The sequence below is a fragment of the Falsiroseomonas ponticola genome (assembly GCF_016805305.1).
In the GTDB taxonomy this organism is placed as follows: Bacteria; Pseudomonadota; Alphaproteobacteria; order Acetobacterales; family Acetobacteraceae; genus Falsiroseomonas; species Falsiroseomonas ponticola.
In genome coordinates, this window is sequence record NZ_JAERQN010000001.1 from 1,435,665 (window position 1) to 1,454,583 (window position 18,919).

The 18,919-nt window shown below is 71.7% G+C and carries 18 protein-coding genes; 16 read left to right on the top strand and 2 right to left on the bottom strand.

Annotated elements, in window-relative coordinates:
* The first annotated feature begins 15 nt into the window (after positions 1-15).
* From JJI54_RS06915 to JJI54_RS06945, 7 genes are all read left to right on the top strand, one after another.
* Positions 16-675: a TetR/AcrR family transcriptional regulator gene (locus JJI54_RS06915; protein ID WP_203072087.1), complete on the top strand. Its 660-nt coding sequence runs from the start codon at positions 16-18 to the stop codon at positions 673-675.
* Between the two features lie 214 nt (positions 676-889).
* The gene (locus tag JJI54_RS06920; RefSeq protein ID WP_203072088.1) at positions 890-2,047 is read left to right on the top strand and encodes an alpha/beta hydrolase family protein; all 1,158 of its coding nucleotides are present in this window, start codon (positions 890-892) and stop codon (positions 2,045-2,047) included.
* On the top strand, positions 2,044-2,355 hold the full coding sequence (locus tag JJI54_RS06925) for a hypothetical protein (RefSeq protein ID WP_203072090.1): 312 nt from the start codon (positions 2,044-2,046) through the stop codon (positions 2,353-2,355). Before JJI54_RS06920 ends, JJI54_RS06925 begins: the two co-directional genes overlap by 4 nt.
* The gene (locus tag JJI54_RS06930; RefSeq protein ID WP_203072091.1) at positions 2,343-3,182 is read left to right on the top strand and encodes a DODA-type extradiol aromatic ring-opening family dioxygenase; all 840 of its coding nucleotides are present in this window, start codon (positions 2,343-2,345) and stop codon (positions 3,180-3,182) included. The genes JJI54_RS06925 and JJI54_RS06930 overlap by 13 nt, the downstream gene beginning before the upstream one ends.
* Positions 3,175-4,302 (top strand): FAD-dependent monooxygenase, encoded by a 1,128-nt coding sequence (locus JJI54_RS06935; RefSeq protein ID WP_203072093.1) that lies wholly within the window; start codon positions 3,175-3,177, stop codon positions 4,300-4,302. Before JJI54_RS06930 ends, JJI54_RS06935 begins: the two co-directional genes overlap by 8 nt.
* 67 nt (positions 4,303-4,369) lie before the next feature.
* A complete protein-coding gene (locus tag JJI54_RS06940) occupies positions 4,370-5,344 on the top strand; it encodes a Bug family tripartite tricarboxylate transporter substrate binding protein (RefSeq protein WP_203072095.1) in 975 nt (324 codons plus the stop codon).
* Positions 5,345-5,470: 126 nt separating this feature from the next.
* A complete protein-coding gene (locus JJI54_RS06945; RefSeq protein WP_203072097.1) occupies positions 5,471-6,502 on the top strand; it encodes an MBL fold metallo-hydrolase in 1,032 nt (343 codons plus the stop codon).
* Positions 6,503-6,704: 202 nt separating this feature from the next.
* Here the strand turns inward: JJI54_RS06945 and JJI54_RS06950 are convergent, their stop codons facing one another.
* Positions 6,705-7,679 carry a LysR family transcriptional regulator gene (locus tag JJI54_RS06950; RefSeq protein WP_203072099.1) on the bottom strand — a complete coding sequence of 325 codons (975 nt, stop codon included), beginning with the start codon at positions 7,677-7,679 and terminating at the stop codon, positions 6,705-6,707.
* A gap of 224 nt (positions 7,680-7,903) precedes the next feature.
* On the opposite strand from JJI54_RS06950, the gene JJI54_RS06955 reads away from it, so the two are divergent.
* From JJI54_RS06955 to biuH, 9 genes are all read left to right on the top strand, one after another.
* Positions 7,904-8,848: a LysR family transcriptional regulator gene (locus tag JJI54_RS06955; RefSeq protein WP_203072101.1), complete on the top strand. Its 945-nt coding sequence runs from the start codon at positions 7,904-7,906 to the stop codon at positions 8,846-8,848.
* A gap of 94 nt (positions 8,849-8,942) precedes the next feature.
* On the top strand, positions 8,943-10,070 hold the full coding sequence (locus JJI54_RS06960; RefSeq protein WP_203072103.1) for a ring-opening amidohydrolase: 1,128 nt from the start codon (positions 8,943-8,945) through the stop codon (positions 10,068-10,070).
* The gene (locus JJI54_RS06965; protein ID WP_203072105.1) at positions 10,067-10,837 is read left to right on the top strand and encodes an ABC transporter permease; all 771 of its coding nucleotides are present in this window, start codon (positions 10,067-10,069) and stop codon (positions 10,835-10,837) included. Before JJI54_RS06960 ends, JJI54_RS06965 begins: the two co-directional genes overlap by 4 nt.
* A gap of 29 nt (positions 10,838-10,866) precedes the next feature.
* Positions 10,867-11,907, top strand: coding sequence for an ABC transporter substrate-binding protein (locus tag JJI54_RS06970; protein ID WP_203072106.1), 1,041 nt, complete (start codon positions 10,867-10,869; stop codon positions 11,905-11,907).
* Between the two features lie 3 nt (positions 11,908-11,910).
* Positions 11,911-12,717, top strand: coding sequence for an ABC transporter ATP-binding protein (locus JJI54_RS06975; protein WP_203072108.1), 807 nt, complete (start codon positions 11,911-11,913; stop codon positions 12,715-12,717).
* Positions 12,714-13,541: an ABC transporter permease gene (locus JJI54_RS06980; RefSeq protein ID WP_203072109.1), complete on the top strand. Its 828-nt coding sequence runs from the start codon at positions 12,714-12,716 to the stop codon at positions 13,539-13,541. Before JJI54_RS06975 ends, JJI54_RS06980 begins: the two co-directional genes overlap by 4 nt.
* A gap of 4 nt (positions 13,542-13,545) precedes the next feature.
* Entirely contained in the window at positions 13,546-15,027 is a 1,482-nt protein-coding gene (locus tag JJI54_RS06985; RefSeq protein ID WP_203072111.1) for an amidase, read from the top strand.
* A 15-nt stretch (positions 15,028-15,042) separates the two neighbouring features.
* Complete coding sequence (locus JJI54_RS06990) at positions 15,043-16,398, top strand: LLM class flavin-dependent oxidoreductase (RefSeq protein WP_203072113.1); 1,356 nt, start codon at positions 15,043-15,045, stop codon at positions 16,396-16,398.
* 11 nt (positions 16,399-16,409) lie between these two features.
* Positions 16,410-17,087 (top strand): biuret amidohydrolase, encoded by a 678-nt coding sequence (biuH, locus tag JJI54_RS06995; RefSeq protein WP_203072115.1) that lies wholly within the window; start codon positions 16,410-16,412, stop codon positions 17,085-17,087.
* 379 nt (positions 17,088-17,466) lie between these two features.
* Here the strand turns inward: biuH and JJI54_RS07000 are convergent, their stop codons facing one another.
* Positions 17,467-18,918, bottom strand: a complete 1,452-nt coding sequence (locus JJI54_RS07000) for an efflux transporter outer membrane subunit (protein ID WP_203072117.1) — start codon at positions 18,916-18,918, stop codon at positions 17,467-17,469.
* Position 18,919 lies beyond the last annotated feature (1 nt).

An 18,919-nucleotide genomic window follows, 5' to 3' on the forward strand; every position in this document is an offset into this window, starting at 1 on the left:
GAGCAGGCTCTGCAGATGAATGACCGCGCTTCCGGCGCAGGGGCGGATGGGCGGCGGGAGCGCAACAAGCGCGACAAGCTCTCGCGCATCCGCGCCGCGGCACTCGACCTTTTCGTCTCCAAGGGCTTCGACGACACCACGACGCGGGAGATCGCGGCGCAGGCCGGCGTCGGGCTCGGCACCGTCTTCGTCTATGCGGAGACGAAGCGCGACCTGCTGTTCCTGCTGGTCAACGACGACCTGGAGGATTGCATCCGCCGCTCCATCGCCGCGTCGCAGGCGGAGGATACGCTCTACGCCCGGCTGATGGCGGTGATGCGCATCCATTTCGAGTATTTCGGCCGGCTCCCGGTGCTGTCGCGGCAGGTGCTGCGGGAGATGTACTTCTACCAGGAAGGCAAGCAGTCCGCGCGCTTCCTGGCGACGCGCGCCGGGCTCGGCCGGCTGATGCAGAACCTGGTGGAGCGCGCCGTGGCGGCGGGGCTGATCCATGCCGGGGCGGCGCCGGACGACATCACCCGAGTGGTCTTCGCGATCTACCAGGTGGAGCTGCGCCGCTGGCTGATCAGCGAGGAACCGGACCTCGAGGCCGGGCTGTCGGACCTCGGCCGCCAGCTGCTGATCGTGCTGAACGGCCTGGCGCCGCGGCCGGGGACGCCTTCCGGAACGGAGTGACCGGCCTGCCGGGCCGCCTTCCGCATTGACAGCGATTTCGCCCCTTCATATTTTGAGCATGTTCAATTTTGGCGCGCGGGCCGGCATGGGGCCGGGCCGGGCGACCGGGAAACGGGGGGAGGCAGGGCGGCATGATCGCAGGCGCTGACAGGGATCCGACGGCGGCGCGCGGCCTTGCCGGCGCCCCGCCCCGGCAGGGCGGGGAGGCGCGGCGATGACCGCGGCCACCGCCCCCGGCGAACGCGAAGGCCCGCGGTCGCTCGACGACGCGAAGGCCTGGATGCGCGACCGGCTGGCCAAGCGCGTCCATCCGCTCGGCCTGACCGATCCCGCCGCGACGCGCGAGACGATCGAGGCGCTGCAGGGGCTGGATGGCGAGCGCTGGGCCGCCGCCTGGGTCGCCACCGGCGACCGCTTCTTCGCCGAGGCCGAGGCGGCCGCGCAGGCGGGCCGGTCCGGCACGGCGCGCGACCTCTACTACCAGGCCTATGGCTTCTACTTCCTCGGCCGCTTTCCCTGCCCGAACCATCCGGCGAAGGAGGCGAGCTACGAGAAGGAGCTGGCGGCCTACCGGCGCTTCGGCGCGCTCTGCGACCCGCCGGTGGTGCCGGTGTCCATCCCCTTCGCCGCGGCGGATGCGATCGGCGAGAAGATCGTCTTCTACCTGCGCCGCCCGACGGGCATCGCGCGCCCGCCGGTGGTGGTGATGTGGGGCGGCGTCGATGCGTGGAAGGAGGAGATGACGGAGCTGTCGGACACGCTGCTGCGCGCCGGCATCGCGACCATCGCGCTGGACAATGTCGGCACCGGGCAGTCGCCGCTGAAGGCCGGCGCGGATGGGGAGAAGCAGTTCCTGCCGGTGCTCGACTGGGTGGCCGCGCAGGCGGGGCTGGATGGCGGCCGCATCGTGCTGATCGGGCGGTCCTTCGGCGGCCACTGGGCGACCAAGCTGGCGCACCAGATCCCGCGGCGGCTGCGCGGCGCGGTGAACTGGGGCGGCGGCATCCACTACATGTTCCAGCGCGACTGGATCGAGAAGTCCCGCCACCCGGACAGCTACCTGATGGAGCTGGTGGAGACGCGCTGCCGCATGCTGGGCGCGACGAATGACGAGGAATATGCCGAGGGCTTCCGCCGCCTCTCGCTGCTCGACCAGGGGCTGCTCGACCAGCCCTGCGCGCCGCTGCTGATCGTCAACGGCAAGGACGACAGGCAGTGCCCGCCTGCCGACATCCACCTGCTGCTGGACCATGGCAGCCCGAAGACGGTGCGGCTGTTCCCCGGCGGGCATATGGGCTTCGGGCCGCACACCGTGCCCACCATCGTCGCCTGGGTGGCGGAGCGCCTGCAGGCGGAGGCCGCGCCCGCATGAGCAACTGGCGCCACATGATGCCGACGACGGAGGCCTATCTCCTCGACAAGGTGCTCTACCGCCTGCACCACAATGCCGAGGACCTGGCCGCCTACAACGCCGACAAGGACGCCTACCTGGCGCGCTACGCGCTGCCGCCGCGGCTTGCCGCGATGATCGGCGGCAACGACGTCGCCGGCCTCTACGAAGCGGGCGTCAACCCCTACCTCCTCCGCGCGCATTGCATCGGCGTCCGCATTCCCGAGGACGTCTCCCTTGCCGCGCTGCGCGGCCTGATGAAGGAAGGAGACGACAAGTGGCTGAAGTGACCGGCATCTACACCGCCAGCCACACGCCGGTGATGCTGAACTTCCCCGACCGCATCCCGCCCGGCCTGCGCGGCGAGATCTTCGGCGCCTATGAGGCGATGGGCCGCGACTTCGAGGCGGGGCGGCCGGACGTGCTGGTCGTGCTGTCGAACGACCACCTGCACAACTTCTTCCTCAACAACTTCCCCGCGCTGTGCATCGGCGTCGCCGAAAGCTACGAAAGCCCGATCGAGCACTGGCTGAAGGCGAAGCGGCGCACCTTCGCCGGCGACCAGGCACTCGGCGCCTTCCTGCTGCAGGAAGCGCTGGCGGCGGAATTCGATCCCGCCTTCTCCATGGAGATGGTGCTCGACCACGGCTCGCTCACGCCGCTCGAACTCGCAGGGCTCGATCCCGACCTGCCAATCGTCCCCATCCTCTTCAACTGCGTGCAGCCGCCGATGCCGACGATGCGCCGCTGCCATCGCTTCGGCCGCTTCCTCGGCCAGGCGCTGCGCCGCTACCAGGGGGTGGAGCGCATCGCCATCCTCGCCACCGGCGGCATCAGCCACGACATCGCGACCCCGCGCATGGGCATGGTCAACCGCGACTTCGACGAGACGCTGCTGGCGCTCATGGAAGCGGGCGACCATGAGCGGACGATCGACTACGCCACCGCCAACGTCCACACCGCGGGCAATGGCGCGGAGGAGATCCGCATGTGGATGGCCGCGATGGGCGCGGCCGGGGACCTGCCCTTCCGCCGCACCTACTATCGCGCCGTGAACGACTGGTACACGGGCATCGGCATCGGCCGCTTCGCGCGGCACGGTGACGCCCATGGCTGATCGCGGCCGCGCGCTCGTCATCGGCGGCGGCATCGCCGGGATGAGCGCGGCCATCGCGCTGCGCGGCATCGGCTGGGCGGTCGATCTGTGCGAGCGCGATCCCGGCTGGCGCGTCTATGGCGCCGGCATCACGATCACCGGCCCGACGCTGCGGGCGATGCGCGCGCTCGGCATCCTCGGGGAGGTGCTGCGCGAGGGCCATGCCGCGGACGGCATCGATGTGCGCAGGGCCGATGGCTCCGCCCTGATGGCGATCGAGACGCGCGACGACGCGCTGGATGGCATGCCGAGCGCGGGCGGCATCCTGCGCCCCGTGCTGCATGGCATCCTCTCGCGCCGGCTGCTGGCGCTGTCGCCGCGGGTCATGCTGGGCCGCACCGCCGCCATCGCCGCGCAGGACGCGGAAGGCGCGACGGTGCGCTTCGACGATGCGACGACCGGGCGCTACGGCCTGGTGGTGGCCGCCGACGGCATCTATTCCGCCACGCGCCAGGCGCTGTTCCCCGATGCGCCGGCGCCACGCTATGCGGGGCAGCTCTGCTGGCGGCTGATGCTGCCGCGCCATCCCACCGTGGACCGGCGCACCTACTTCCTCGGCGGGCCGGTGAAGGTCGGCCTCAATCCGGTGGCGCCGGATCGCATGTACATGTTCCTGCTGGAGCCGCAGCCGACGCCGCTGTGGCGGCCGGAGGAAGCGCAGCACGCGGTGCTGCGCGACCTGCTGCGCGGCTATGGCGGCGTGCTGGGCGAGATCCGCGAAGGGCTCGGCGCCGGCGCGGACATCATCTGCCGGCCGCTGGAGACCGTCTTCCTCGGGCGCGACTGGATGCGCGGGCGCGTGGTGCTGATCGGCGACGCGGCGCATGCGACGACGCCGCAGCTTGCCTCCGGCGCCGGGATGGGGATCGAGGACGGCCTGGTGCTGGCCGAGGAGCTGGCGGCCGCCGGCCATGACGTGCCCGCCGCGCTGCCGCGCTTCGTCGAGCGCCGCCATCCCCGCTGCCGCCTGGTGGTGGACGGGTCGCTCGAGATCAGCCGGCTGGAGCGCGAGGGCGCGCCGCCCGCCGCGCAGACCGCCGTGGTGCAGGAGACGCTGCGCCAGCTGAACCAGGCCTATTAGCGCCCGCGCCGCCCCGGCGGCATCGCGGATACGACGACGTGTGGCAACGACAAGGAAGGAACGTCCCATGTCCATCTCCCGACGCGCGCTGGCCGGCGCCGCCCTGGTCGCGCCGCTTGCCGGCATCGCGGGCGCGCGCGCCCAGGCGGCCTGGCCAACCAGGCCGATCCGCATCATCGTGCCGTTCGCGCCCGGCAGTTCCCCCGACGTGATCGCGCGGCTGCTGGGAGAGCGGCTGGCGCGCGCCGCCGGGCAGCCGGTGGTGATCGACAACCGTCCCGGCGCCACCACGATGATCGGCGCGCAGGCCGTGGCGCAGGCGCGGCCGGATGGCTACACGCTGCTCTACACGATCAATTCCACCGTCTCCATCAACCCCTTCCTTTTCAGCCGGATGCCCTACCGGGTGGAGGACCTGGCGCCGGTCATCCGCGTGCTGTCCGTGCCCTTCGTGCTGATCGTGCCCGCCTCCGCGCCCCTGCGCAGCGCGCGCGACCTGATCGCGCTGGCCCGGGCGCGGGCGGGCGCGCTGAACGTGGGCAGTTCCGGCATCGGCACCAGCGCGCATATCGTCATGGCGCGCTTCCTGAACGAGGCCGGCGTCACCGCCACGCATGTCACCTTCCGGCAGGGGCCGCTCAACGACATCATGGCGGGGCGCATCGACGCGGCCTTCGAACCCTCGACCACCGCGATCCCGCAGGTGGAGGCGGGCGCGGTGCGCGCGCTGGCCGTCTCCGGCCCGCGGCGGCTGCCGGTCCTGCCCAGCGTGCCGGCGGTGGCGGAGACGATCGCCGGCTTCGCGGGCGAATCCTGGCAGGGGCTTTTCGCGCCGCGCGGCACGGCGCCGGAGGTGATCGCCAGCCTGTCGCGCCTGACGCGCGGCATCGTGGAGACGGAGGAATTCCGCGGCCGCTTGCAGGAACTCGGCCTGGTGCCGGAAGGCGGGACGCCGGAGGAGTTCCAGGCCTTCATCGCGGAGGAATCGCCGGTCTGGGCGCGGGTGATCCGCGACAACGGCATCACCCTCGACGGCGGCTGAGGCGGGCGGGGGTTCATCCTCGCGTCGTCGTACACGTCCGGCTGATCGGCGGCGCGCGGCCCGCGCCGAACTGGACAGCGCCGCGGCCCCGCCAGCAGACTGCGGGCAGGAGAGGGAGTGGACGCCATGCTGTTCCGCCAACGCGGTCCCCGCCAGGCCCTGCGGGCCGAGGCTGTCTCGCCAACCCGCCGCGGCCTGCTGGCGCTGGGCTGCGCCTGCTGCCTCGGCGCCCTGCCGATCGGCCCGGCCGCCGCCCAGTCGCCGGACGTCGCCCGGCACCTCGCCGCTGCCCGCGCCGCCGCCGGGGAGGATCTGCGCCCCTGGCTGGCGCTAGGCGGCGCCGCGACGCCAGGCAATGCGCCCGGACCCTCGATCGAGGCGCTGATGGCGCAGCCGGCGCCGCCCGCGGCGAGGGCCTTCGACAACCTGGCCTTCATCGGCGCCAAATGGGTCAGCGCCTGGGCGCTGACGACCAGCGACGGCATCATCCTGCTGGACGCGCTGAACAACGAGGAGGAGGCGGAGCGGCTGATCGAGGGCGGGCTGCGGAAGCTCGACCTCGATCCCGCGCGGATCCGGCGCATCGTCGTCACGCATGGCCATGGCGACCATTATGGCGGCGCCACCTTCCTCAAGCAGCGCCACAACGCCGCGGTGGTGATGAGCGAGGCGGACTGGCGCATGGTGGAGACGGAGCTGGAATTCGACGTCCCGCAATGGGGCCGGCCGCCGCGCCGCGACGTGGCCGTCGGCGACGGCGATGTCATCCGCCTCGGCGACACCGGCGTCACGGTGCTGTCCACGCCGGGCCACAGCCCGGGGACGATCTCCCTGATCTTCGATGTCCGCGACGGCCAGCGCAGCGAACGCGCCATGCTCTGGGGCGGAACCGCCTTCAATTTCGGCCGGCGGCCGGACCGGATGCAGCGGATCGAGAGCTACATCGCGGGCACGAGGCGCGCGAAGCAGGTGGCGGCGCGGGAGAACATCACGGTGCTGCTCTCCAACCACTCCGGCTATGACGAGGCCGACAGGAAGCTCCAGGCGCGCCAGCCCGGCAGGACGAACCCCTTCGTCATCGGCCAGGAGGCGGTGCAGCGCGCCCTGACCGTGATCGAGGAATGCGCCCTGGCGACGCAGGCGGCCTGGCGGACGTAGCGGACAGCGCCCGCGCCGCCGTGGTGGAGGTGGGGTCCTTCGCCGCGGCGGCTGGGCATGACCAGGGCCGTCATCGGCCGGAAGGTCGCGCGCCCGGACGCGACCGACAACAGGCCAGGGCGGCCCTTCGCCGGCTATGCCTGGCTTTCTCGGCAGATGCGTCCTTGCAGCCGTAGCGGACGCCCTTGGAGACCCTTGGCGTTCAGGCCGCGGAGCCCTCCACCATGGGCGTGGTTCGCTGCGCGTCGATCGCCCGGGCCAGATGCTCCGCGAAGGCGGCGGCGGCCACGGGTAGCGCGCGGCCGCGCCGTTGCGCCAGGACGAGGGGGCCATGCGCCAAATCCCGGTCATCCACCGGGATCGCGACCAGACCGTCGGAGGCGCCGGCGGGCAAGGCGCCGATCTCGATCTGGAAGGTCACGGCCCTGGCGTTGCGAACGAACTGCCTCAGCAGTTCGAAGGAATCCGATTCCACCGCCATGTCGAGCGCCGTGCCGCGACGGGCTGCCCATTCATCCAGGATGCGGCGAGCGCCGTAGTCGGTGGTCGGCAGGGCCAAGGGGTAGGCCGCGCAATCCCGCAACCGCAGCGCCTTGTGGGCCGCCAGCGCATGGCCGGACGCCATGACGGCGCATAGCCGCTGGCCGATGGACAGCAGGGGCAACACTTCCGGCCTCGCCGCAAGTCCGAAGGCCACCACCAGGTCCGCCGTGCCGTCCACCAGCCTCTCCACCGCCGCGTCATGCCCGACGAGCGGGCATTCGAAGGTGATCAGCGGGTAGCGAGCCTGGAAGGCGGCGATCTCGCGCGGCAGCAGGTCACTGGCCACGGCCTGGCTGGCGGCGATGCGCACATGGCCCCGGCGCAGGCCGCGCAGCGCCTCCATCTGCTGGCGCGACCGGTCGAGGTCCGTGCATTGCCGGCGCACCCAGCCGAGGAAGATCTCACCCGCCGCGCTGGGCCGCACACCGGCGGCAGAGCGTTCGAACAGGTCGAAGCCGAGGTCCTGCTCAACGTCGCGGAGCCGGCGCTGCAGGGCGCTGGGCGCGATGTTGAGCCGCTCCGCCGCCTGGCGGATGGAGCCGCTGTGCTCGATGGCCAGCAGGTAGGTCCAGATGCGCATGTGCCGCATCGCGGCGGCGCCGGGATCGGGGCGCCAACGATCGGGATCGGGCATCGGGGGGCTCCTGTCCGGTATCGGCGACCACTTTACGGCACCAGCCCGGCCCCGCATCGGCAATATGCGGCAACACCGGCCCCTGCTTCGCTGTCCCCGTGGCGCCCCGCTTGGCGCGGGAAGACCAGGAGCATCGGCCCATGCGTGCGACGGATCGCCTCCCCGCCCCCCTGTCCTCCCCGATAGCCGGTCGAGTCTCCGCCCCTTCGCGGGCTCTGCCGGTCGTGGCGCGCCCCGCCGCGACCCCACCGGCGGCGTCGCTGCCCATGCTGCCGCGCGCGCTTCACTACATCGATGCGGTGGCGCGGGCGGGGTCCGTCCGCAAGGCGGCGGAACGGCTGCATGTCGCCGCTTCCGCCGTCAATCGCCAGCTGATCGAGATGGAGGAGGAGCTGGGGGTGGAGCTGTTCGAGCGCCTGCCCCGCGGCATGCGCGCGACCGCCGCCGGGGAGCTGCTGCTGGCCCATATCCGCCGCCAGCGCGGGGAGGCCGAGGCGCTGCAGCAGCAATTGCAGGAACTGCGCGGCGCGAGGAGCGGCCATGTCAGGATCGGCGCGGTGGAGGCCGTGGCCCGCGGCCTGCTGCCGGAACTGCTCCTCGATTTCCATCGCCGCCATGCCCGCATCGGCTTCACCGTGAGCCTGGGCGGGACGGTGGCCCTGCTGCGGCAGCTGATGACGGAGGCGCTGGAACTCGCCATCGTCTACAACCCGCCGCAGGGCGCCGATTTCCAGGTGCTGGCGGAGCGTGCGGCACCGCTGCACGCCGTGATGGCACCGGACCATCCCCTGGCCGGCCGCGCGAGCCTCCGCCTCGCGGATTGCCTGGCCCATCCCATCGCCCTGTCCTGCCAGGAGACGGGTGGCCGCGGACTGATCGAGGAAGCGCTGGCGGGATCGTCGCTGCGGATCGAGCCCGCGCTGGAATCCGACAGCTTCGAGATGCTGTCCCGCTTCGCCGCGGGCTGTGGGGGCGTGTCCTTCCAGAGCGCCATCGGCGTCGCGCCGGAGGTGGCGCGTGGCGTGCTGGCGGCGGTGCCTCTGGCGGATCGCGCGCTGGCCCGGGGCCGGCTGGCGCTGCTGGCGCGACGCGGCCGCACGCCATCCCCCGCGGCGGCGCGGCTGGCGGAACACCTGGCGGCGGCGCTGCGGGCGGATGGGCCGTGCTGAAAACCAGCACGCACCGGGCTGAATTCCATGGTCGTCGCGGCTTGCTGCATCGCGTCATGGTGCCGCCCACGATGGCAAGGATGGCCCCGGCACCGTGATCGATCGCCCGCTGATGGATGAGGCCCGGGTCTTCACCGTGCCGATCGGGGCGCCGGAGGATGTCTCCGGCGTGGCGCGGCTGTTCGATGAGGGGGTCGTGGACCCCGCCCATGTCGTCGCGCTGATCGCGCAGACCGAAGGCGATGGGCATGCCCGTGGCTATGCCGCGACCTGCCTGCAACTGCTCTTCGCGGAGCGGCTCGGCCTGACGCGCGCGGCGGTCTTCGACCGCATCCCGATGCTGATGATCGGCGGCACGGCGGGGCTGATGAGCCCGCACGTCACGCTCTTCGTCAAGGTTCCGGGCCAGGCGCCGGTGCCGGGCGGGCCGAAGCGGCTCGCCATCGGCGTCACCAGCACGCGGGCGCTGCTGCCGGAGGAATATGGCACGCCCACGCATGTGGCGCTGGTGGCGGAGGCCGTGCGCGCCGGCATGGCGCAGGCGGGCATCGCCTCGGCCGATGACGTCGCCTGCGTCGAGATGAAATGCCCGCAGATGACCGCGGCGCGGGCGGCGGAGGCCGCGGGCCGTGGCGCGACGACCGTGCATCCGAGCGCGGCGGCCGCATCGTCCATGAGCCGCGGTGCCTCCGCGCTGGGCTGCGCGGTGGCGCTGGGGGAGGTGGCGGCCGAGGCCATCACGCAGGATGCCATTGCCGGGCGACCCGATCTTTACACGCAGCGCGGCTCCGCCTCCTCGGGCAACGAACAGGTCGCGGTGCGGGTGGTGGTGATCGGCAACGTCGCGGGCGCGCCGGGGGATCATGTGGCGGCGCGCGGGGTGATGGCGCATCAGCTCGACCTCGATGGGGCGCGCGCGGCCTTCGCGGGCGCCGGGCTGCGGCTGGCGGATGGCGTGGTGGTGGCGGAGGACCGTCCGCGCCTCGCCGCCGCCTTCGTCAATGCGGGTGCGGATTCGGTCGGCGATTGGCAGGGCAGGCGCCACACCATGCTGTCCGACCTGCTGGCGGGTTTCTCCGGCCATGTCGCCAAGGCCGTGGCCCATGCCGCCATCGCCGGCATCGCGCAGGAAACGCTGGTGCTCGGCAATGCCGGGGCGGAACATCAGGGCGCGCCGGGCTCGAACCTCGTCTGCGTCATCGCGCGGGGGTGCGCGCCATGACGCTGGCGGCGCGGCGCCGGCTGCGGGAAGCGCTGAGCCCCCTGCTGTTCGTCACGGCCCTGCTGCTGGCCTGGGAGATCGCGTCGCGCGTCCTCGGCATCTCCAAATTCGTGGCGCCGAAACCCTCCGAGATCCTGCCCATCTTCGCGCAGCGCGGCGCGGAGATCCTGCCCCATGCCGCGCAGACCCTGGCGACGACGCTGGCGGGCTTCGCCGTGGGCGTGGCGCTTGGCTTCGCGCTGGGCGTGGCGCTGGGCGCGTCCCGCCGCTTCTACGCCATGGTCTTCCCGACGCTGATCGGCGTGAACAGCATCCCGAAGGTCGCGATCGTGCCGCTGCTGGTGCTCTGGGCGGGCATCGGCACCGTGCCGGCTGTCGTCACCTCCGCCGTCATCGTCATCTTCCCGATCGCGGTCGTCGTCTCCGCCAGTATCGCGACGATGGATGCGGAGCTCGCGGATGTGCTGCGCTCCCTCGGTGCCAGCCGGCTGCTGGCGCTCGCCAAGGTCGGCGTGCCGCAATCCATGCCGGCCTTCTTCGGCGCGCTGAAGGTCGCCATCACCCTGTCCTTCATCGGCTCGATCCTGGCGGAGTCCGTCGCCGCCAATCGCGGGCTCGGCTTCATGATGAACCGTGCCGCTTCCGACTTCGACGTGGAACTCGTCTACAGCGGCCTCCTCACCCTCGCCGCCATGGGCATCGCGCTCTACCTCGCCTCCCTCGCGCTGGAGCGGCGCGTGGTGGGATGGGCGGATCGCCGTGGCTGACAACATCTTCAACCCGGGAGCCTGAGCGCATGACCGTGACCCGTTCGATGTTGCTGCGCGGCACCGCCGCCGCCCTGGCCGGCGCGCTGGCAAGCCCGGCCATCGCACAGCCGCTGGAACGGCTGCCGCTGACGCTGAACTGGAAGATCCAGGGCCTGCACGGCGCCTTCTTCCTGGCGCTGGAGCGCGGCTACTTCCGTGCGGAGGGGCTGAACCCCGACATCGTCGCGGGCGATGGATCGGCGAACGTCGTGAACCGCCTGGCGGGCGGGGCCTTCCAGATCGGGCTCGGCGATGTCGCGTCCCTGGTGCGCTTCAACGCGCAGAATCCGGAACGGCGCGTGAAGGCCATCTACAACCAGACGCCGGCCGATCTGGTCGTGATGTCGCTGCGCGGCCGCGGCATCTCGAAACCCGACGATCTGCGCGGACGCCTGGTCGGCGCGCCGGTGGGCGATGCCGCCTACAAGATATTCCCGGCCTTCACCGCCGCCACCGGCGTGCCCGCCAGCGCCATCCGCTGGGAACACATGGCGCCCAATATCCGGGAGGCGATGCTGATCCAGGGGCGCGTGGACGCCATCACCGCGAATGAGGGAACGGCGCTGTTCAACCTGAAGGCCGCGGGGGTGAGGGAGGAGGACATGGTCTTCCTGCGCTACTCCGACTTCGGCATCAACATCGTCAACGCCGGCATGATGGCGAACGAATCCTTCCTGCGGGAGAAGCCGGAGACGGTGCGGAAGGTGCTGCGCGCGGTGAATCGCGGCCTGGTCGATTCCGTCGCCAACCCGGCCGCCAGCCTGGATGCGCTGATGCGCAAGGACCCGCTGCTGAACCGCGGGATCGAGGGTGAGCGCCTGATGTACAGCATCGCGCGCATGGTGGAGCAGCCGGATGCGCGGGAAGGCGGGCTCGGCTTCTACAACGAGGCGAATGTGCGCCGGTCGATCGAGATCATCACCGCGGCGGAAGGGCTGGCGACGACGATTGCGGTTGGCGACTTCATGGACCTCTCCTTCCTGCCCGCCGCTGCCTCGCGCGTCATCCCGGCCGTCGGGCGCGTCTGAGGCATGGCGCGTCCCTTCGTCGAATTCGACCGCGTCAGCCTGACCTACGGAGAGGGGGAGGAGGCGACGCCGGCGCTGGAGGAGACCAGCCTCGGCATCGCGGAGGGCGAGTTCGTCGCGGTGGTGGGGCCGAGCGGCTGCGGGAAATCCTCGCTGCTCAAGCTGGTCTCCGGCCTGCTGAAGGCCAGCAGCGGCAATGTGGTGGTGGCGGCGCAGGAGGTGACGGCGCCGATCAAGATCGTCGGCATGGCCTTTCAGAACCCCAACCTGCTGCCCTGGCGCAGCACGCTGCGCAACGTGCTGCTGCCGGCGGAGATCGTGCAGCCCCACCGCGCCCGCTACCGCCGTGACAAGGCGCCCTATGTCGAACGCGCCCGGCAACTGCTGCGGACCGTGGGGCTGGAAGGGTTCGAGCAGAAGCTGCCCTGGCAGCTCTCCGGCGGCATGCAGCAGCGCGCCAGCCTCTGCCGCGCGCTGATGCACGAACCCTCCCTGCTGCTGCTGGACGAGCCCTTCGGCGCGCTGGATGCGTTCACGCGGGAGGAGCTGTGGGCGGTGCTGCAGGCGCTGTGGATGCAGAAGCCCTTCACCGTCATCCTGGTGACGCATGATTTGCGGGAGGCGCTGTACCTCGCCGACACCATCTATGTGATGAGCGCGCGGCCCGGCCGGATCCTGCTGCGGAAGAAATTCGACCTGCCGCGGCCGCGCACCCTCGACAGCACCTATGACGCGCGCTTCGTGCAGGCGCTGGCGGAGTTGCGCGCGCATATCGCGGAGGCCCGGACGCCGGTGCCCGCCTTCGCATGAGCGCGGTGGCGGAGATCGCCCCTGCCGCCGTGGCGGCACCACGCCCCGCCCGCCGGCGCGGCCAACGGCGCCGCGCGCTGGCGGCGGTGCTGGTGCCGCTCGGCTTCGCGCTCTCGATCCTGGCGCTGTGGGAGGCCGCCGTGCGCATCGCCGCGCTGCCGCCCTACATCCTGCCGGCGCCCAGCAATTTCCTCGGCGTGCTGGTGGCGCGGCATGAGCCGATCCTGATGATGGCGGCACAGACCGCTCGGGCCACGCTGATGGGCTTCGCCATCGGTGTCAGCCTGGGCGTGGTGCTGGGCAGCATCATCGGATCGTCGCGCGCGATCTACCGCATGGTCTATCCGGCGCTGATCGGCTTCCACACCATCCCCTCCGTCGCGCTGATCCCGCTCTTCGTCATCTGGTTCGGTGCGGGGCCGCATATCGCCGTCATCACCGCCGTCGTCGTCTGCTTCTTCCCGGTCACCGTCATCATGGCGACCGCCATCGCGACCTCCGCTCCCGAGCTTGACGACGTGCTGCGCTCGCTCGGCGCCACGCGGGCCGACGTGATGCTGAAGGTCGCGCTGCCGCGGGCCATGCCGCAATTCTTCGGCTCCCTCAAGCTCGCCATCACCGGCGCCTTCATCGGCACCATCGTGGCGGAGACGATCGCGGCCAATGCGGGCATCGGCTACGTGATGGTGGTCGCCACCAACAACATGGATGGCGCGCTCGCCTTCGCGGCGCTCAGCGTCCTCGCCGCCATGGGCGTCACGCTCTACGCGGCCTCGCTGTTCCTGGAACGCCGGCTGACCGGCTGGGCCTATCGCGGGAGATGATGGCATGACGCAGGATCTGGCGCTGATGCCGGCGGGCGAGCTGGTGGCGCTGTACCGGGCGGGGCGTGCGTCGCCGGTGGAGCATCTGCGCGCCGTGCTGGCGCAGGTGGCTGCGCTGAACCCCGTGCTGAACGCCTTCTGCTGGCTGGATGAGGAGAGCGCGCTGCGCGACGCGCGCGCCAGCGAGGCGCGCTGGAAGGCGGGGACGCCGGCCTCCGCGCTGGATGGCGTGACGGCGACGGTGAAGGATCTCTCCGTCACGCGAGGCTGGCCGACGCGCCGCGCGAGCCGCGCGATCCCGGCCGAGGGCCCGTGGCTGGAGGACAGCCCCTCCGTCGCCCGGATGCGGGAGGCGGGTGCGGTGCTGGTCGGCAAGACGACGGTGCCGGAATTCGGCGCGGCCTATGTGACCAAGTCCGAGCTTTGCGGCATTTCCCGCAACCCGTGGAACCCCGCCATGACACCGGGCGGGTCGAGCGGCGGTTCCGCCGCCTCCGTCGCCGCGGGCATGGGCACCATCGCCCTCGCCTCCGACGCCGCGGGGTCGATCCGCGCGCCGGCGAGCATGAGCGGCGTCTTCGGCCTGAAGACCACCTTCGGCCGCGTCGCGGACTATCCCTCCTCCTACCTCGGCACGCTGGCGGTGATCGGCCCGATCACGCGGACGGTGCGAGAGGCGGCGCTCTGCATGGACGTGATCAGCCAAGCCGATGCGCGGGACAGCTACGCACTGCCGCCACCCGATCGCAGTTTCCTCGATGGCATCGAGGATGGCGTGAAGGGGCTGCGCATCGCCTACAGCCCGACGCTCGGCTTCGCCAAGGTCGATCCCGAAGTGGCCGCCCTTGTCGCCGCCGGCGCCAAGGCGCTGGAGGCGATGGGCGCGATCGTGGAGATCGTGGATCACGTCATGGACGACCCGGGCGCCATGCTGGGCACGCTGATGGCGCCGGGCCTCGCCAATGCCTTCCGCGTCTTCGGCTTCACGGAGGCGCAGCAGGCGCTGATGCTGCCACGCCTGGTGGAGACGGCGGCGCGCGGCGCCGCCGTGCCGATGATGACCTACCTGGCGGCGCGGGAGGCGCGGGAGAAGCTCGGCGCTCGCATGCGCGCCTTCCATGAGCGCTACGACCTGCTGGTGACGCCGGTCGGCGCCATTCCCGGCTGCGACGCGGATGCCGATGCGCCGCGCGATCCGCGCTACGCCGGCTATGCGAATCCCTTGCCCTTCGGCGCCGCCTTCAACCTGACGAAGCAGCCCGCGGCCTCCGTTCCCGTCGGCGTCACCGCATCCGGCCTGCCGGTCGGCATGCAGGTGGTCGGGCCGCTCTACGCCGATGCGCTGGTGCTGCGGGCCTGCCTCGCCATCGAGCAGGCCTTGCCCATGCCGGCGCCGGACCTGGCGGCGCTGCGCCATTCCCCCTTTGCCGAAGCCATCCCGCCCGGGCTGCTGAGCCAGCGCGAGGCGATGGCCGTCCCGGCCTGACGCAAGGAGACAGCGATGCTCAGCCTCATCACCGGCCTGCATCCCGCCGGCAACCATCCCGCCGGCTGGCGCCATCCCCGCGCCTATGACAACACGATGATGAACCTGGAGCAGATGATCGAGATCGCGCAGACCGCGGAACGCGGGCTGTTCGACATGCTGTTCATCTCCGATGGCAACGGCGTGGCCGGCATGGAGTGGCCCGAATTGTTCGAGGCCAATGCCCTGACCGGCAAGCCCGCGGTGTTCGAGCCGGTGACGGTGCTCTCCGCCATCGCCATGCACACGAAGCGCATCGGCCTGCTGGCCACGGCGACGACGACCTATGAGGAGCCCTTCACCCTGGCGCGGAAATTCGCCTCCCTGGATCATATCAGCAAGGGCCGCGCCTGCTGGAACGTCGTCACCGGCTCCAACGCCTCCGACAGCCTGAATTTCGGGAAGGACGAGCACCTGGCGCGCTACGACCGCTACGAGCGTGCGAAGGAATTCGTGGAGGTCTGCAAGGGGCTCTGGGATTCCTGGGCGGAGGATGCCTTCCCGCAGGACAAGGCGCGCGGCAAGTACATCGACCTCAACCGCGTCCACACGCTGAACCACAAGGGCAAGCATTTTCGGGTGCGCGGCCCGCTGAATGCCGCGCGGCCGCCGCAGGGCTATCCCGTGCTGTTCAGCGCGGGGCAGTCGGAGCCGGGGCGGGAACTGGCGGCGGCGATGTCGGATTGCATGTTCTGTGCGACGCCCACCAAGAAGCAGGCCGCCGCCTTCTACACCGACATGAAGTCGCGCCTGGCGAAGTACGGCCGCGCGCCGGATGAGCTGAAGATCATGCCGGGCTGCGTCGTCTATGTCGGCCGCACGGAGGCGGAGGCGGAGGCGATGTTCCAGGAACAGCAGGCGCTGATTGATCCCGTCGTCGGCGTCCGCCACCTCTCGCACTACGTCAACATGGACCTGACGGGCTACGGGCTGGACGAGCCCTTCCCGGAGTTGACGCCCGACGGTGTCGGCGGGTCCAGCCGCCGCTATGCGATCAGCGAGGTCGCGCGGCGCGAGGGGCTGACGATCCGCCAGACCTATGAGCGCTTCCTGCCCTCCTTCGGCCATCCCGTGATGAAGGGCGACGGAAAGCAGGTCGCGGACATGATCGAGGACTGGTATCGCGCCGGCATCTGCGACGGCTTCAACGTCCATGTCGGTTACCAGCCCGATGGGCTGCGGAATTTCGTGGACTATGTCGTGCCGGAGCTGCAGCGGCGCGGCCTGTACCGCACCAGCTATCCCGGCGCCACGCTGCGCGACGTGGTCGGGCTCAGGCGGCCGGAGAGCCAGTTCTTCCCGGCCCTTGTCCCCGCCATGGTGGCGGAGTAGCCGGCACGCCCATGCGCACCATCCCCGCCAATCCCTACCCCTGGCCCTTCGACGGCGATCTGCGGCCGGACAACACGGCGCTGATCGTCATCGACATGCAGACCGATTTCTGCGGTCGCGGCGGCTATGTCGATGCCATGGGCTACGACATCTCCCTGACCCGCGCGCCGATCGAGCCCATCCGCGCCGTGCTCGCCGCCATGCGCGCGGGCGGCTACCACATCCTGCACACGCGGGAGGGCCATCGCCCCGACCTGTCGGACCTGCCCGCCAACAAGCGCTGGCGGTCGCGGCAGATCGGCGCCGGCATCGGCGATCCGGGCCCCTGCGGGAAGATCCTCATCCGTGGCGAGCCGGGCTGGGAGATCATCCCCGAACTGGCGCCGCTGCCGGGCGAGACGATCATCGACAAGCCCGGCAAGGGCAGCTTCTGCGCCACGGACCTCGAACTCATCCTCCGCACCCGCGGCATCCGCAACCTGGTGCTCACCGGCATCACCACCGATGTCTGCGTCCATACCACGATGCGCGAGGCCAATGACCGCGGCTTCGAATGCCTGCTGCTGGAGGATTGCTGTGGCGCGACGGACTTCGGCAACCACCAGGCGGCGATCAAGATGGTGACGATGCAGGGGGGTGTGTTCGGTGCTGTCGCGAGTTCGGAGTCTCTGACGTCCGCACTTGCCTGATCGGGAGGCGATCTTCGATCGACGCCGTGCTTCCCGATGGTGTCGAAGGGCCGCCTGGCTACCGCGCGCTGCGGAGCGGGGTGTCCCTCACGCGGCGTGCGAGAGGGGGGAGCACGAAGCCGGAAGCCAGGCAGCAGCGCAGCCTGGACGCCTTCATGGCGAGTAAGGCCGGGTTCGACGCGGCGCTGGTCCCTGCACGCCCCGACGGGCCAGGCCTGCGTGGCTCGGGCTCCTGGCCGCCTCATCCTGCCGGGCGTGGGGGCCGACGCTGGCATGCTTCCACCACCACGACGGCGGCTGCACGGAGGCCGCGGCACGGACCTGCCAGGAGGCGCCGGGCCTGCACGGCTGAAGCGGGTCACGGCCTGCCGCTGCCGGCTCATGGCGGGAGGGAGGAGGGGGCGTGGCCGGTCAGGATGCCGCCGCCCAGGGCGAGGTGCAGCGCCACGGTGTCGCTGTAGCGTGCCGCCGTCGCCTGGACGAGGGCGATGCGGGCGCGCGCATCGGCCTGCTGGGCGGCCAGGACCTCCAGCAGCGAGGCGGCGCCAAGGCGCTGCTGCCGCCGCGCGATCTCCAGCGACAATGCTGCGACGCGCGCCGCCTCGCGGCGGGCGCGCAGTTCCTCGGCATCCGATCCGATCGCGCGGAGCGCGTCCGCGACATCGCGGAACGCCGCCAGGACAGTCGCCCGGTAGCGGGCGGCGGCGGCATCCCGCGCGGCGATGGCGGCCGCCCGCTGGCCCGCCAGCCGTCCCCCCTGGAACAGCGGCTGCGTCAGCCCTGCCGCCACCGACCAGATCAGCCCCTGCGGCGTGAAGGCATCCACGCCTGGCGCCTGGGCGGTGCCGTAGGCCGCGGTCAAGGGCAGCCGCGGCAGCATGTTCGCGCTGGCCACGCCGATGCCGGCATTGGCCGCCCGCAACGCGGCCTCCGCCGCCAGGATGTCCGGCCGTTGCCGCACCAGCGCGGAGGGCAGGCTGACGGGCAGCGTCTCCGGCAGGCGCAGCGCGTCCAGCGTCGGCAGGGGGGGAAGCGGCCGATCCGGGATACGGCCCAGCAGGACCGTGATCAGCGTCCTCCGCGCCTCCACCGCCTTCTGCAGGGCCGGCAGCTCGGCGCGCCGCTGCATCACCTCGGCCTCCTGCAGCAACACCTCGCCGCGCGGCACGGCCCCCAGGGCGAGGCGGCTGCGCGAAAGGCGGAGGCTGTCCTCGGCCACCGCGATGATCTCCCGGGTCGCCGCAAGCTGCGCCTGCAGCGCCGCCTCCTCGATGACGGCGTTGATGAGGTTGCCGCTGACGCCCAGCGCCGCCGCGGCCAGTTCGAAGCCTTGGCGGTGGGCCTCCGCCACCAGGCCCTCCACCTCGCGGCGGGTGCCGCCGAACAGGTCGGGCGCGTAGCTCACCTCCAGCCGCGCGGTGCGCAGGCTGTAGGGGGAGGACGCGGCCGGCGCCTGCTCCGCCCTTTGCCGCGCGGCCTGCGCGGCGAGCCCGAGCGAGGGGTAGAAGCCGCCGCGCCCGGCGGCGACCAGCGCCTCCGCCTGGCGCAGCGTCGCGCGCGCCGCCTCCAGCCCCGCATTGTGCCGGAGCGCTTCGGCCACCAGCGCGTCCAGCTCCGGGGAGCCGAAGGCGCGCCACCATCCGGCCGGGACGGGCGCCCCGGGCACGAAGCGCTGCGCCGCCTCGCCCGCGGTGCCTGCGGCCGGATCCGGCGGGGGGGTGGGGCCGTAGCCGGCCGCCGCGGGCGCGGCGGGCCGATCGAAATCCGGGCCCAGGGTGCATCCGGCGCAGCACAGAAGGGCCAGCCCGGCGAGGAGGGATCGGCGATGCATG

Coding starts and splice junctions, on each gene's coding strand:
- JJI54_RS06915 (WP_203072087.1), top strand. CDS start 16: ATGAATGACCGCGCTTCCGGCGCAGGGGCGGATGGGCGGCGGGAGCGC.
- JJI54_RS06920 (WP_203072088.1), top strand. CDS start 890: ATGACCGCGGCCACCGCCCCCGGCGAACGCGAAGGCCCGCGGTCGCTC.
- JJI54_RS06925 (WP_203072090.1), top strand. CDS start 2,044: ATGAGCAACTGGCGCCACATGATGCCGACGACGGAGGCCTATCTCCTC.
- JJI54_RS06935 (WP_203072093.1), top strand. CDS start 3,175: ATGGCTGATCGCGGCCGCGCGCTCGTCATCGGCGGCGGCATCGCCGGG.
- JJI54_RS06940 (WP_203072095.1), top strand. CDS start 4,370: ATGTCCATCTCCCGACGCGCGCTGGCCGGCGCCGCCCTGGTCGCGCCG.
- JJI54_RS06945 (WP_203072097.1), top strand. CDS start 5,471: ATGCTGTTCCGCCAACGCGGTCCCCGCCAGGCCCTGCGGGCCGAGGCT.
- JJI54_RS06950 (WP_203072099.1), bottom strand. CDS start 7,679: ATGCCCGATCCCGATCGTTGGCGCCCCGATCCCGGCGCCGCCGCGATG.
- JJI54_RS06965 (WP_203072105.1), top strand. CDS start 10,067: ATGACGCTGGCGGCGCGGCGCCGGCTGCGGGAAGCGCTGAGCCCCCTG.
- JJI54_RS06970 (WP_203072106.1), top strand. CDS start 10,867: ATGACCGTGACCCGTTCGATGTTGCTGCGCGGCACCGCCGCCGCCCTG.
- JJI54_RS06975 (WP_203072108.1), top strand. CDS start 11,911: ATGGCGCGTCCCTTCGTCGAATTCGACCGCGTCAGCCTGACCTACGGA.
- JJI54_RS06980 (WP_203072109.1), top strand. CDS start 12,714: ATGAGCGCGGTGGCGGAGATCGCCCCTGCCGCCGTGGCGGCACCACGC.
- JJI54_RS06985 (WP_203072111.1), top strand. CDS start 13,546: ATGACGCAGGATCTGGCGCTGATGCCGGCGGGCGAGCTGGTGGCGCTG.
- JJI54_RS06990 (WP_203072113.1), top strand. CDS start 15,043: ATGCTCAGCCTCATCACCGGCCTGCATCCCGCCGGCAACCATCCCGCC.
- biuH (WP_203072115.1), top strand. CDS start 16,410: ATGCGCACCATCCCCGCCAATCCCTACCCCTGGCCCTTCGACGGCGAT.
- JJI54_RS07000 (WP_203072117.1), bottom strand. CDS start 18,918: ATGCATCGCCGATCCCTCCTCGCCGGGCTGGCCCTTCTGTGCTGCGCC.